The sequence below is a fragment of the Micromonospora reichwaldensis genome (genome assembly GCF_031845925.1).
GTDB lineage: Bacteria > Actinomycetota > Actinomycetes > Mycobacteriales > Micromonosporaceae > Micromonospora > Micromonospora reichwaldensis.
On the sequence record NZ_JAVRFL010000056.1, the window covers coordinates 20,648 to 33,905 of the forward strand.

The 13,258-nt window shown below is 73.5% G+C and carries 13 protein-coding genes and 2 tRNA genes; 8 read left to right on the top strand and 7 right to left on the bottom strand.

What is annotated here, in order from left to right; genetic code table 11:
* The first annotated feature begins 252 nt into the window (after positions 1-252).
* Positions 253-378: a hypothetical protein gene (locus RM555_RS29655; protein ID WP_311414811.1), complete on the top strand. Its 126-nt coding sequence runs from the start codon at positions 253-255 to the stop codon at positions 376-378.
* Positions 379-440: 62 nt separating this feature from the next.
* Here the strand turns inward: RM555_RS29655 and RM555_RS29660 are convergent.
* Positions 441-516, bottom strand: a tRNA-Lys gene (locus RM555_RS29660).
* Positions 517-703: 187 nt separating this feature from the next.
* Here RM555_RS29660 and RM555_RS29665 point away from each other — a divergent pair.
* Together RM555_RS29665 and RM555_RS29670 are read left to right on the top strand one after the other, a co-directional pair.
* A complete protein-coding gene (locus RM555_RS29665) occupies positions 704-1,981 on the top strand; it encodes a L,D-transpeptidase (RefSeq protein WP_311414812.1) in 1,278 nt (425 codons plus the stop codon).
* Between the two features lie 291 nt (positions 1,982-2,272).
* On the top strand, positions 2,273-3,571 hold the full coding sequence (locus tag RM555_RS29670) for a L,D-transpeptidase (protein WP_311414813.1): 1,299 nt from the start codon (positions 2,273-2,275) through the stop codon (positions 3,569-3,571).
* A gap of 51 nt (positions 3,572-3,622) precedes the next feature.
* Here the strand turns inward: RM555_RS29670 and RM555_RS29675 are convergent.
* Together RM555_RS29675 and orn are read right to left on the bottom strand one after the other, a co-directional pair.
* Positions 3,623-3,695 (bottom strand) — tRNA-His (locus tag RM555_RS29675).
* Positions 3,696-3,807: 112 nt separating this feature from the next.
* On the bottom strand, positions 3,808-4,398 hold the full coding sequence (gene orn / locus RM555_RS29680) for an oligoribonuclease (protein ID WP_311414814.1): 591 nt from the start codon (positions 4,396-4,398) through the stop codon (positions 3,808-3,810).
* A 76-nt stretch (positions 4,399-4,474) separates the two neighbouring features.
* Here orn and RM555_RS29685 point away from each other — a divergent pair, with 76 nt between their 5' ends.
* Positions 4,475-5,743, top strand: a complete 1,269-nt coding sequence (locus RM555_RS29685; RefSeq protein WP_311414815.1) for a glycosyltransferase family 87 protein — start codon at positions 4,475-4,477, stop codon at positions 5,741-5,743.
* 156 nt (positions 5,744-5,899) lie between these two features.
* On the opposite strand, the gene RM555_RS31115 is transcribed toward RM555_RS29685, so the two are convergent.
* From RM555_RS31115 to RM555_RS29705, 4 genes are all read right to left on the bottom strand, one after another.
* Positions 5,900-7,036, bottom strand: coding sequence for a hypothetical protein (locus RM555_RS31115; protein ID WP_396888866.1), 1,137 nt, complete (start codon positions 7,034-7,036; stop codon positions 5,900-5,902).
* A 141-nt stretch (positions 7,037-7,177) separates the two neighbouring features.
* Complete coding sequence (locus RM555_RS29695) at positions 7,178-7,915, bottom strand: YcnI family copper-binding membrane protein (protein ID WP_311414816.1); 738 nt, start codon at positions 7,913-7,915, stop codon at positions 7,178-7,180.
* Positions 7,916-7,931: 16 nt separating this feature from the next.
* Positions 7,932-9,596 carry a copper resistance CopC/CopD family protein gene (locus tag RM555_RS29700; protein ID WP_311414822.1) on the bottom strand — a complete coding sequence of 555 codons (1,665 nt, stop codon included), beginning with the start codon at positions 9,594-9,596 and terminating at the stop codon, positions 7,932-7,934.
* 75 nt (positions 9,597-9,671) lie between these two features.
* Complete coding sequence (locus RM555_RS29705) at positions 9,672-10,316, bottom strand: zf-HC2 domain-containing protein (protein ID WP_311414817.1); 645 nt, start codon at positions 10,314-10,316, stop codon at positions 9,672-9,674.
* Positions 10,317-10,423: 107 nt separating this feature from the next.
* Here RM555_RS29705 and RM555_RS29710 point away from each other — a divergent pair, with 107 nt between their 5' ends.
* The 4 genes from RM555_RS29710 to RM555_RS29725 all read left to right on the top strand — a co-directional run.
* Positions 10,424-11,014 carry a sigma-70 family RNA polymerase sigma factor gene (locus RM555_RS29710; protein WP_311414818.1) on the top strand — a complete coding sequence of 197 codons (591 nt, stop codon included), beginning with the start codon at positions 10,424-10,426 and terminating at the stop codon, positions 11,012-11,014.
* Positions 11,015-11,045: 31 nt separating this feature from the next.
* Positions 11,046-11,570, top strand: coding sequence for a MauE/DoxX family redox-associated membrane protein (locus tag RM555_RS29715; protein ID WP_311414819.1), 525 nt, complete (start codon positions 11,046-11,048; stop codon positions 11,568-11,570).
* Positions 11,563-12,279 (top strand): DsbA family protein, encoded by a 717-nt coding sequence (locus tag RM555_RS29720; protein WP_311414820.1) that lies wholly within the window; start codon positions 11,563-11,565, stop codon positions 12,277-12,279. Before RM555_RS29715 ends, RM555_RS29720 begins: the two co-directional genes overlap by 8 nt.
* On the top strand, positions 12,276-13,258 hold a 983-nt coding region (locus RM555_RS29725), incomplete at its 3' end, for a hypothetical protein (protein ID WP_311414821.1). The genes RM555_RS29720 and RM555_RS29725, both read left to right, overlap by 4 nt.

Below are 13,258 nucleotides of genomic sequence, written 5' to 3' on the forward strand. Positions count from 1 at the left end.
CATCGCATCGGTCGGCGTTGGCCGTGGTTGACCGCACTTGGCCCCTGATCGTTGCGCCTATCGCACGTAGATCGCCATGGTGCTCCACCGGGCCGGATCTGGAAGGGGGTCCTTGGGCGGCACGGGCGCCAACGTGCCACGCAACCTCAACCGGCACTTCGTCCGGCTCCTCGGCGGCGCCGGGCTACGTCGAGTGCGCTTCCATGACCTGCGTCACCCGTGCGCGACGTTGCTCCAAAGCAGGGCGTACCGATGAAGAAGAACCAAGACGTCTCGGGGTACAGCTCCCCGACGATCACCAAACTGATCCACGTCGAGGTCACGCGACGGGCCCAGCGGTCGATCACAGACAAGCTGGGTTATCTGTTCGAGGCCTGACGTAGGGGTCACCAAAAGGAGTCAGGGCCGGTCTCAATGACCGGCCCTGAGGGTGTTACTGCTGGTGCGCCGCCAGGGACTCGAACCCCGAACCCGCGGATTAAGAGTCCGCTGCTCTGCCAGTTGAGCTAGCGGCGCTCGTTGGCAACGGGGAGAAGATTAGCATGCCTCCCGAGGGGGGTTCCAATCCGATCCCCGGCTCCTCCCTTCGGCCGAGCTTACCGGGCATTCGTGGACGAATCGACCGGGCAGGCGAGGACAGGGGGCGGACAAGCGGCGACCATGCGGCACGATGTGCGCCAGGTACGCGAGAACAGAGGTGGGGATGGGCATGTTCGCGCGGGCCGGGGCGATGGTGGGCGCCCTCGGCCTGGTGGCGTCGCTGGCTCTGACGGGCTGCGGCGCGGAGCAGAAGAAGCAGGCGGAGTTCGTCGGCGGCACCGCGCCGGCCACGTCCGCCACACCTGATGCGGCGGGTACGGCGGCCGAGCCGGGCACCCCGGCCGCGCCGAGCGGTCCGCCGCTGACGGTGAGCCCGGCCGACGGGGGGAAGAACCGGCCGGTCAGCTCCGAGATCAGCGCCGAGGTGCCCGGTGGCGGGAAGGTGTCCAGCGTCACGCTGGCCGCCGCCAACGGCGGCCAGGTCGAGGGGCGCCTGCGCGCCGACGGCTCGTCCTGGGTGCCGTCGAAGCCGCTGAAGTACGGCACCCGTTACACGGCCACGGTCACCGCCACCGGCCCCGACGGGACGACCAGTCAGGGCAAGAGCACCTTCACGACGATGGCGAAGCCCAAGTCGGTGATCAGCTCCGGCCTCTACCTCTTCGACGACAAGACCTACGGCGTGGCGATGCCCGTGGTCACCGAGTTCCACCCGGGGATCCCGAAGAAGGACCGGGCGGCGGTGCAGAAGCGCATGTTCGTGCAGACCGATCCGCCGCAGCCGGGCGCCTGGCACTGGGTGGAGAACGGCACCCAGGCCTACTACCGCGCGCCGGAGTACTGGAAGCCCGGCACCACGCTCACCGTCCGGATCGCACTGGCCGGCATCCCGCTGAGCAACGGCCGCTACGGCAACGTCGACCGTGCGGCGACCGCCAAGATCGGCCGGGCGTTCGAGATGCAGGTGGACAACGCCACCAAGAAGATGACGGTGTACGAGGACGGCCAGGTGGTCCGCACCCTGCCGGTGAGCCTGGGCAAGAAGAAGACCCCCTCCTCCAGCGGCACGATGGTCGTGATGGAGAAGAAGGAGTCCACGGTCTTCGACACCCGCGACGATCCGGACCCGGCGAACCGCTACGTCACGGAGATCGACTTCGCCCAGCGGCTCACCTGGGGCGGCGAGTACATCCACGCGGCGCCCTGGTCGGAGCACGTGCAGGGCCGGCAGAACGTCTCGCACGGCTGCGTCAACGTCTCCACGGCGAACGCCCGCTGGCTGTTCGGGAAGACCAAGGTCGGCGACCCGATCACCATCAAGGGCACCGAGCGCAAGCTGGCGCCGGGCAACGGCTGGACGGCGTGGAGCCAGAGCTGGTCCGAGTTCGTCAAGGGCAGCGCGGTGCCGGTGCCGGAGGCCGGCGAGGGATCGCCCTTCTGAGGCACGCCCACCGACGATCCGGCGACCGGCCCGCACTCGCGGGCCGGTCGCCGTCTTCATGGCCCTGCCCCGACGCCGCGCGGGCCCACGACGCGGGCGACGCCCGGGAGCCGCGCTGCCGGCGCATACGGCGGGTCGGGAGAGGCGAGCGAGCCTCGGCAAAGCCTCGGATTTTATCAACATCCGGATATCTCGTACGGCGTGTTTCGGTTCACCTTGCGGAACGGGTACCTGCCCCGGTGCGTCACTGAGGGACGATGGGCAACCGGGGACCACGACTGTGAGGGAATCATGCGAGCTGTCCAGGACCAGCTGATCCGGCACGGGGACGACCGGCGGAGTCGACGCCGCCGTGGGTTCGCGGCGGCGGTGCTCGCCGTGACGCTCGCGCTGGCCTCCGCCTGCACCGACGGCGGCGGGGGCAAGCCCTCGGGCGGCTGGCAGAACGGCGACGACCAGCCCGCCGCGCCGAAGGCGGCGGCCACCATCGTCGAGCCCAAGGCCGACGCGAAGGACGTGCCCGCGTCCACCGGCATCACCTTCACGGCGACGGAGGCGGAGCAGACCAGCGTCGAGCTGAAGGACTCCGCCGGCGGGGCCGTCGAGGGCGAGCTGGCGGCCGACGGCAAGAGTTGGCTGCCCGCCGGCGCGCTGAAGTACGGCGAGACGTACACCGCGACGGTGACCGCGACCGGCGACGACGGCCGACCGGCCACGGCGACCAGCACCTTCACCACCATGGCGAAGCCCGGCAAGCAGGTCCGGATCAGCAGCTTCCTGGGTGACGACCAGGTCGTCGGCGTCGGCATGCCGCTGATCGTGAAGTTCAGCCGGGCCGTCCCGGAGGATTACCGCGACGACGTGCAGAGCCGGATGACGGTCACCTCCGTACCGGCCCAGGAGGGCATCTGGCACTGGGTCAGCCCGACCGAGATCCGCTACCGCCCGAAGGAGTTCTGGAAGGCGAACAGCACGGTCTCCTACCGGGTCCAGGCCGGGGGCCTGCCGCTGGGCGGCGGCTGGTACGGCCGGGCGGACCTCAGCGTCGGCATCAAGGTCGGCCCGGCGGTGGTCATGACGGTGGACAACAAGACCAAGCGGATGACCGTCACGAAGGACGGCTCTGTGATCAAGACCATCCCGGTCAGCCTCGGCAAGAAGAGCACCCCGTCCTCCAGCGGCACGATGGTGGTCATCGAGAAGCTGCGCAAGACGGTCTTCGACACCTTCGAGGAGCTGGGCCCCGAGGAGGGCTACCGCACCAAGATCGACTACGCCCAGCGGCTGACCTGGGGCGGCGAGTTCATCCACGCGGCGCCCTGGTCGGAGGGGCAGCAGGGCCGGGTGAACGTCTCGCACGGCTGCGTGAACGTCTCGATGGCCAACGGCGCCTGGCTGTTCGCCAACACCCGCGTCGGCGACCCGATCACCGTCAAGGGCACCGAGCGCAAGCTCCAGAACGGCAACGGCTGGACCGACTGGAACATGAGCTGGGAGCAGTACGTCAAGGGCAGCGCCCTGCCGTACGAGCCGCCGACCGAGGCCGCGCCGGAGGAGAGCGGCGAGCCCACGCCCACCCCGACCGCCTGAGCCCCGCAACGCCGAAGGCCCCCTCCGCGAGGAGGGGGCCTTCGGTCACCGGGTGACTGATGGGAATTGAACCCACGACAACCGGGACCACAACCCGGTGCTCTGCCAACTGAGCTACAGCCACCATGCCGTTCACACCCGATGGATCCACGCCCGGTCGATCGCCCCGGGCGGGGTGCGGACCAATAATAGCCCCACCCCCGCCCGCCGCGTCCAGCGGGTTCCGCCGGGTTGGATCAGAGCTCGGCGGCGATCGCCTTGGCGGTCTCCACGTCCGGCCCGGGCAGGGGCACGAAGAGGGTCCGCCGGTAGTACTCCAGCTCCCGGATGCTCTCCCGGATGTCGGCCAGGGCCCGGTGCGCGAGCCCCTTCTGGGGCTGGCCGAAGTACACCCGCGGGTACCAGCGGCGGCACAGCTCCTTGATCGAAGACACGTCGATCATCCGGTAGTGCAGGTGGGCGTCGAGGCGGGGCATGTCCCGGGTGATGAAGCCCCGGTCGGTGGCGATCGAGTTGCCGCACAGCGGCGCCGTACGCGGATCCTTCACGTGGCTGGCCACGTAGTCCAGGACCATGTCCTCGGCCTCGGCGAGGGATACCGTGGAGCGCCGGACCTCCTCGGTCAGCCCCGACTTGGCGTGCATCGTCGTTACGATCTCGGGCATCGCCTCCAGCGCCGCCTCGTCGGCGTGGATCACCACGTCGACGCCGTCCCCGAGCACGTTGAGGTCGGGATCCGTGACGAGCGCGGCGACCTCGATCAGCTTGTCCCTGCCGAGGTCCAACCCGGTCATCTCACAGTCGATCCAGACGAGAAGATCAGCCACCGGGACAGCCTACGCGCAGCCCACCCGGCCGCGCGCCCGCGCACCGGGGCGCGCGGTGACCGCTAGGGTTTCCTCCGTGCCAGCCGAACCCGCCGCACCGCCCGCCGTCACCGACGACGATCCCGGTGGCCGTACGGTCCGTCGGCTCGTCGCCCTGCTGGCGCTGGCCGCCGTGCTGCCGGCCCTCTACCTGCCCGGCCTGGTGCACGACTTCTTCGACCTGAAGATCTACATGCGGGCGATGGACTGGTGGGCGGCCGGGAACCCGCTCTACGACTACGTGCAGCCCGACCGGGTGCAGGGCGAGCTCTACTTCACCTATCCGCCGTTCAGCGCGCTGCTGCTGCGCCCGTTCGCGCTGCTGCCGCTTGGCGCCACCGTGGCGATCTTCACGGTCCTGACGGGCCTGGCGGTGGTGGTCACGACCCGGTGGCTGCTCGCGCCGGTGATCGCCCGGCACGGGCTGCCCCGTGTGTTCAGCCTCACCGTGGCGGTCCTGCTGGTGCTGGCCGTCGAGAGCACCCGCGAGACGATCACCTTCGGTCAGATCAACATGCTGCTGGTCGTGCTGATCCTGGCGGACCTGCTCTTCGCCGTACCCCGGGCGAGCCGGTGGGCCGGCGTGGGCGTCGGGCTGGCGACGGCGCTCAAGCTCTTCCCGGGCATCTTCATCGTCTACCTGCTGGCCACCCGCCGGTGGCGGGCGGCGGCGGTGGCGAGCGCGACGGCCGCCACCGCGACCCTGCTCGCCGCCGCGGTCGCGCCGCGCGACTCGTGGCGGTTCTGGACGCACGAGCTGTGGGCGACCGACCGGGTCGGCCGCACCGACTACACCGGCAACCAGTCGTTGTTCGGCCTGCTCAGCCGCATCACCGCGCCGGAGAAGCCCCACCAGCTGCTCTGGCTGCTGCTGGTGGCGGTCGTCGCCGGGTACGGGCTGTGGCGCGCCGCGCGGGCCGCCCGCGCCGGGGACATGCTCACCGGCCTCGCCCTGACCGGGCTGGTCGGCTCGCTGGTCAGCCCCATCACCTGGACCCACCACATCTACTGGTTCATCCCGGCGGTGGTGGTGCTGACGGACGCGGCGCTGAGCGCCGACGCCACGACCGGCGAGGGCGCCCGTCGGCGACGTCGGCTGGCGGCGCTCGCCGTCGGCACCTCCGCCCTCATCGTGTACGGGGTGGTGACCTTCCACGACTGGGGCATCGCCCCGGTGCGTACGGACTCGCCGGGCGAGTTCCTGGTGCGTAACACGTACGTGCTGCTGAGCCTGCTGCTGCTGGTGACCCTGCCGGTGCGGCGGGAGGGGCGCAGGTCGGGGGAAATGGACAGTCTTCCCAAGTAGCTCCCTTCGTGGCTAATCTGGCTGTAACTACCTCAGACGTGTCTCGGGTAGCACCGATCCCCCGGTGAGAGCGGCCCTCCGCGTCGGCAGCGCGGAGGGCCGCCCGCCGTCCGGGACCTCGTGGGCTGCCGGCGCGGGGCGAAGACCGGACGCGGGTCAGCGCAGATCGTCGCGCGACTGCCGGCCAGCGTCGGCAGCGCCAGCCTCGGCAGCGCCAGCGTCAGGAGTGCCAACGCCGGGAGCGACGGCGTCGGACGCGGCGTCAGGAGTGCCAGCGCCGGGTGCGGCGGCGTCGAGAGCGGCGGGGCGGGGGCGGTCCGCCGCGACGACCGGGCCGGCCGTCTCCTCGGGGGCGGCGGGCGGCCAGGCCAGGGTGAGGTTCACCTCGGGCGGCCGGAGTGCCGGGTCGCCTCCGGCGAGGTCGGCGAGCGTCGCGGGGCGGCGGGCGGGCACCGGCCCGATCGCCGGCCGGGCCCCCGTCGGAGCGGCGCCGACCGAGGCGAGCTGCCGCCCGGCGACGCGCGACCGGTCGCTGTCCCGGGTCGGCTGCGCGCCGAGGCCGCCGAGCGAGGTCACCCCGAGGCGACCGGCGAGCACCGGCACCTGGTCCGGCTCGACCACGAAGACCACCTCGCGGGGCCGCACCGGGCGCAGCAGGAGCAGGGCCAGCGCCACCGCCAGCACCCCGCCGGCCAGCAGTCCGGCGGTCGCCGGGGCGGTCCAGCCGGCGCGCAGCCCCGCGCGCAGTTCCAGGCTCAGGTCGGCCCGCCCGTCGGGACGCATCACCACCAGGCTCAGCCGCCGGTCGGCCAGCTCCGCCGGGGTCCACTCCAGGGCGCCGATCCCCTCGCGTACCCAGAAGGGCTGGTTGATCGGCGTGACCGACGGCGCGGCGCCGACGGACGGCGCGGGACCGGCGGGCTGCAACCGGACCGGCAGGGGCCCCCGGGCCAGCACCACCCGGCGCACCTCGGCATGCGCAACCGGCTCGAGCCAGCGCCGCACCTCGTCGGCGGGTGCCAGCCCGACGAAGGCCGGGCCGTCGGGCGTCCGCGCGTCCAGCCGGAGCCGGGCCTGCCCGGCGCGGGTGAACGGCGCCTCGGTCCGCAGCAGCTCGTCGACGTCCCGGACGACCATCGCGTGACCCGCGGTCTGCACGGTCTCGAACCGGGCGCTGAAGGCGCCACCCGGGTCGGCCTGCCGGGCGAGCAGCGTGAGCGCCCCACCGGCGAGCAGCCCCGTGATCCCGATCGTCAGCAGCAGCATGGCGGCGAGCACCCGCACGATCCGCATTCGCCTCGTCCCCCTCCGTAGCCGGATACCCGGCCGACCTTACCGACGTGGGGCGAACCAGCAGCGGATATCCACGGCACGGGGCCAGAATGCAGCCGGCCCGCCGGATGATCCGACGGGCCGGCGAGCGGTACGACCGGGTCACTCCTGCGACGTCGGCGCCCGCCGCGTACGCGAGAACGCGAGCCCGCCGAGCAGCAGGCCACCCACGCCGGCGACCAGGCCGGCGACTGCGAGCCCGGTGGCCACGTCGTCGCTCCCGGCGTCGTCATCGTCGTCGTCGCCGGCGGCCTGCGGCGCGGCGGCGCCGGTGGGGGCGGTCGACGGCGAGGCCGCCGTGAGGGTGAGCACCGGGGCGGGGCTCTCCGGCTCCTCGCCGCCGGGGAGCGGCTCCTCGATCCACCGCTGCACGTTGCCGTCGGAGTAGGTCTGCAAGGTCTTGAAGACCATCGTCTCGACCTGCGGCAGCGGCCCCATCGACACCGGGAACTCCTGGAACTGGCTGGGCTTGACCGCCGCGCTCCCGGTGGCCGTCCAGGTGAGCTTGGAGACGACCTCGCTGAGCTGGCTGCCGTGCACCTCGACCGGCGGGTCCACCTTGCGCTTCTCCACCGCCACCGTCCAGCCGGGCACCGGCATTGTCGACACGGAGCCGACGGGCGCGTTCTCCGGCAGCACGACCTCCAGCTTCGTGGTGGAGGCCGTGTCGCTCTCGTTCGGCACCCGGAAGGCGAACCGGCCGTAGCCGCCCTGGGTCGCCTCCTGCGGGTTGACCGTGACGTGGGCCGAGGCGGGCGCTGCGAAGCCGAGGACGGCGGTGGCGACGGCGCCGAGCGCCAGTGCGGCGGCGGCGCTTGCGGTACGCCGGTGACGGATCATGGTGCGAGCCTTCCTGTTACCTGATCGGCACGGTGGTGGTCACCGTGGCCTGGTCGATGTCCGAGGTGCGGGCCGTGATGCGCAACTGCCACTCCCCCGCAGCCGGGAAGTTGATCTCGCCGGTGGCGTGGTTGTCGGTCAACGGCAGCAGCGGGACCTGGATCGGTTCGATCCCCGCCGCCGGCAGGGCGACCGTGGCCCGCCACTCCACCACCGGCTGGGGCCGGTTGTCCTTCGTGTACGCGTAGAAGTGCACGGTGTTGTTGCCCCGCTCGGCCGGGTCCAGCTCGATCTGGAGGTCGTAGTTCGGGCTGGACAGCGTCGTGGAGAAGAAGCGGCCCGGCGCGCCGGCCACGTCAGCGCCGGCGGTGCGGGCCGGGGTGGTCTGCACCAGGACGGCGGACAGGCCGAGGACCACCGCCGTGATCGCCAGCTCCGCCCAGACCGCCCGCCGCATCGACGTCGGCCGGCCGGCCGCGGTGCGCCGGCGCACCAGCTGCCGGGAGTACGCGGCCACCGCGATCACCAGCGCGAAGAGCCCGATCTTGCCCAGCACCAGCCGGCCGTAGGTGGTGTCGACCAGCGCGCGGGGGGTGGCCACCTCGATCAGCGCCTGGACGGTGCCGGCGAGCAGCAGCGCCGAGACGGCCAGCGCCGCCCAGCGCGACCAGATCGGCAGGATCGCGCCCAGCTCCCGCTCGTCGGCCCGGGTCAGCAGGAAGACGGCGAGCATCACCAGCCCGCCCATCCAGACCGCCATGCCGCCCAGGTGGACGGCGTCGACGACCACGGAGACCGCCGGGGCGGGCGAGGCCGCCGGGTGCCCGGCCAGCGGCCAGGTCACCAGCGCCGCCGCCCCGAGCACGCCGAGGATGACCAGATCGCTCCGCTCGACCAGCCCCGCCATCAGGGGTCGGAGCAGGAACGCCGCCGCGGCCAACAGGCCCAGCCGGACCAGGTGCGCGGCGCCGAAGGAGCTGCCCAGCACGTCGCTCAGCCCCTCGCCGGTGACGTCGAACACGCCGCCGCCGGCGGTGTAGGGCACCTGGAGCAGGAGGTTCGCCACCGTGGAGACCGCCAGTAGGCCGAGCCCGGCCCAGGCCAGGCGGGCCGGTCCGCGCCGGGGCAGCCGCCGGGGCCAGAGGGCGGCGAGCACCAGCGTCGGTCCGACGAGCAGCAGCAGGCCGGCGTAGCCGGCGTACTTGGCGACCTTGACCGCGTTGCCGACGACCGGGTCGGCCCGGCTGTCGTCCCCGCTGTCGACCGGGGGCGTCGAGGGCGCGCCGACGGAGTAGGTGAACGCGCCCGAGACGGGGTGGCTGTCGGAGGAGATCACCCGGTAGCTGACCAGGTAGGTGCCGCGCGCCCCGGCGGGGTCGACCGGCACGGTGACCACGGTGCCCTCGAAGGTCGGTTCGCCGCGGTCGGCGCGGGAGCCGTCCGGTGCGATCACCCGGATCTTGCCGGACACCTTGCGGACGGACTCGCTGAACGTGAGTACGACCTCCGCCGGCGCGTTCGACACCACGGCCGAGGCGATGGGGCTGCTGCTCACCAGCACCGCGTGGGCGCTGGCGGGGCCGGCGGGGGCGATCAGCAGGGCGACGACGGTGACCAGCAGGCCGGCGACGGCGAGCAGCCGGGCGATCGGGCGGCGGATGGCGACACTCATGCCGGCAATGCTCTCGAATCCCACCGGTCCGGCGCGACTCCGACCATGCCCCGCGCCGCCGGAACCCACCCGCCCGGGGCGACGTCAGCCATGACGGGCCAGGAGTGCGGTCGACGGCCGGCGGTGCGGCTCGTCGCTGACCCGTCCCAGCGCCCACAGCAGCCCCGCCTGCACCACGGCGGCCAGGTGCCCGACCTCGTGCACCAGCGCGGTCGTCGAGTTGGCGATGTCCACCGCGCTGGTGCCGGCCAGGCAGACCGCCAGCACCAGCGCCACCGGCACGAACGCCCGGGCGCGCTCGGGTCGCCACGCGGCCAGCGCGAACCCGACGGCCAGCGCCACGTCGAAGGAGGCCATCTCGCGGCTGGTGTGCGGGTCGACGGTCACGCCCAGCCCGGCCAGCAGGACGGGCAGGGCGATCGCCAACTGGGCGACCGCGGCCACCGCGACCGCCACCCGCAGCACCTGACGGCGGGCCGCCCTGGCCGCCGCCCGGGTGCGTCCGGCCGCCAGCGAATCGGCGGCGACCGCCGTCAGCACCGACGCGGTCAGATTGGGCACCGCCACCGCCTGCACCCGGACCAGCCGGGTGACCTGCTCGGCGCGGGTCAGCCAGGCCCGGCAGCCGGGGCAGCTCTCCGCGTGCGCGTCCAGCACCGCCGGCGCCGCCAGCGGGTCCTCGCCGTCCAGCCGCGCCGACAGCGCCGCACGTACGTCGTCGCATGTCATGTGGGGATAGTCGTGCGACGCACCGGTTTAGTTCCCGGGGTGGCGCAGGCCATGGAAGGGTCGAAGGACCCTCCCCGGCCCGGCCCCGCCGCGTAACCTGGACTGTCGTGATCCCCGCCCCGCGCGAGACCTCCGCCGCCAGTCCGACCGGTGACGCGGGCGTCGCTGCGCGGGAGTCGGCGACCGAGTGGGCGTTGGCCGCCCGTGACGGGGACCCCGTCGCCCAGGCCGCCTTCGTCCGGCTGACCCAGGCCGAGGTGTGGCGCTTCACCGCCGCGCTCGTCGATCCGGACAGCGCCGACGACCTGACCCAGGACACCTACCTGCGGGCGTTCCGGGCGCTGCCGGCGTTCGAGGGCCGCTCCAGCGCGCGCACCTGGCTGCTGGGCATCGCCCGCCGGGCCTGCGCCGACCACCTGCGCACGGTCGTGCGTCGCCGCCGGCTCGGCGAGCGGCTCGCCGCCGACGCCTGGACCGACCGGCCGCACCCCGACCCCGCCGGCCAGTTCGGCGCCGCCGACCTGGTCCGCCGGCTGCCCGCCGAGCGGCGCGCGGCGTTCGTGCTCACCCAACTGCTCGGCCTGTCGTACGCCGAGGCCGCCGCCGTGGAGGGGGTGCCCGTGGGCACCATCCGCTCGCGGGTGGCCCGGGCCCGCAACGACCTCGTCGAGGCGGTCGGCGACGCCCTCGCCGGATGACCGGGAACTTCCACCGGGGACGGGACGACCAATGATCGTGACCGCACCGCACACCCGGGTCGCCCGCTGGCCCACCGTCCGCCCCTGGATCGGGGTCGCCGTCCGGCTGGGCCTGGCCGCCGTGTGGCTCGTCGCCGGCGGCAGCAAGGTCGGTGACCTGGCCGCCTCCGGCCGCGCCGTCAACGCGTACCAGGTCATGCCGTACGACCTCGCCACGGTGATCGGCGCGGCGCTGCCCTTCGTCGAGCTGGCGCTGGGCCTGCTGCTGCTCCTCGGCCTGGCCACCCGGCTCTCCGCCGGGGTGTCCGCGGCGCTGCTGGTGGTCTTCATCGTCGGCATCGTCTCGGCCTGGAGCCGGGGCCTCGCCATCGACTGCGGCTGCTTCGGCGCCGGCGGGGAGCTCGCCGAGGGCCAGACCCCGAGCTACCTCCCGGAGATCCTCCGGGACCTGGGATTCCTGGCGCTGGCCGGATTCCTGCTGATCTGGCCCCGCACCCCCGTCTCGGTGGACGGCTGGCTGGCGGGGGACGCATCCGTGGAGGACGAGGATGAGTAGTCGCAAGGGGCAGAAGGGCTCCGCCCGGGTGGTCCGCGAGCAGTTGGCCCGGGAGCGGCGGCGCAAGCGGACGCTCTGGGTCTCCGTGGCCGCCGTGGCCGTCCTGGTCGTCGCCGGCCTGATCGGCTGGAGCGTCTACTCCAGCCAGCGCTCCGACGACTTCACCGCGCCGACCGGCTCGACCGAGGACGGCACCGGGGTCGTCGCCGGCTCGGGCCCGGTCACCATCGACATCTACGAGGACTTCCTCTGCCCGGCCTGCAAGCAGTTCGAGCAGGCCAGCGGCCCGACCATCGACCAGCTCATCAGCGAGGGCAAGGTGCGGGTCGTCTACCACCCGGTGGCGTACCTGAACCGCTTCTCCAGCACCCAGTACTCGACCCGTTCCTCGGCCGCCTCCGGCTGCGCGGCGGAGGGCGGCCGCTACCGGGAGTACGCCAAGGCGCTGTTCGACCGGCAGCCGCCGGAGGGCGGCGCGGGGCTCAGCGACGGGGAGCTGGCCGACATTGCGGCGGGCACCGGCATCGACCGGGACGGCTTCGCCTCCTGCCTGCGGGAGGGCACCTTCAAACCGTGGACCGAGCACGTGACGCAGGAGGCCAGCAAGGCCAACATCACCGGCACCCCGACGATCCTGGTCGACGGCGAGGAGATCGCCGACCGCAGCCCGGAGGGGATCAAGTCGGCGGTGGAGGCGGCCGGCAGGTGATCCGCGACCTGGTGACCCGTGCCGGCCTGGTGCTCGCCGGCACGCTGACGGCGACGATCGCGTTCGCCGCCCCGGCCGCCGCGCACGGCGCGGACGCGCCCGACGGCACCGACTACCGCACCGAGGTGACCGCCGTCGCCCCGGCCCGCCCCGGACTGAGCGTACGGGTGATCGAGGCGGGCGCGCGGCTGGAGCTGACCAACACCGGCGACCGCGCCGTCGAGGTGCTCGGCTACTCCGGCGAGCCCTACCTGCGGGTCGGCCCCGACGGCGTGTACGAGAACGTCCGCTCCCCCGCGACGTACCTGAACCGGACCATCGCCGGGGACACGCGGCTGCCCGCCGAGGCGAACCCCGCCGCCGCGCCGGACTGGCGGCGGGTCGACGACTCCGCCACGGTGCGCTGGCACGACCAGCGGGTGCTCTGGCGGGAGTCGGCGCCGCCGCCGCAGGTGCGGGCCGCCCCCGACCGGGAGCACCGGGTGCGGGACTGGACGGTGCCGCTGCGCACCGACACCGGGACGGGGGAGATCCGCGGCACCCTCGACTGGGTGCCGCCGCCGGACGCGTACGTCTGGTGGGTGGTCGCCACGGTCGGGCTGCTGGCCGTGGGGGCTCTCGGGCTGTTGCCGGCCCGCTCCGGGCCGGGCGCGCGGGCGCTGGCCGGGCTCGGCGGGCTGCTGGTCGTCGGCGGGGTGGCCGCGGTGGTGTTCACCGTGGGCCGGGAGGTGGACGCCGGCGCGCGGGGCGTGGGCGGGGTGCTGACCGGCCTGCTCGGCGGGCAGGTCTGGGCGCTGCTGACCGGCCTCGGCGCCGTCGCCGCGGGCGTCTTCGCGCTGGCCCGCCGGCCGGCCGCCGACTTCGCGCTGGCGCTGGCCGGGGCCTGCCTGGCGCTCTTCGCCGGGGTGGCCAACGCCGCCGTCTTCGCCCGCGCCGTCGCCCCCGTGCCCTGGTCGGCGACGACGGCGAGGATCCTGGT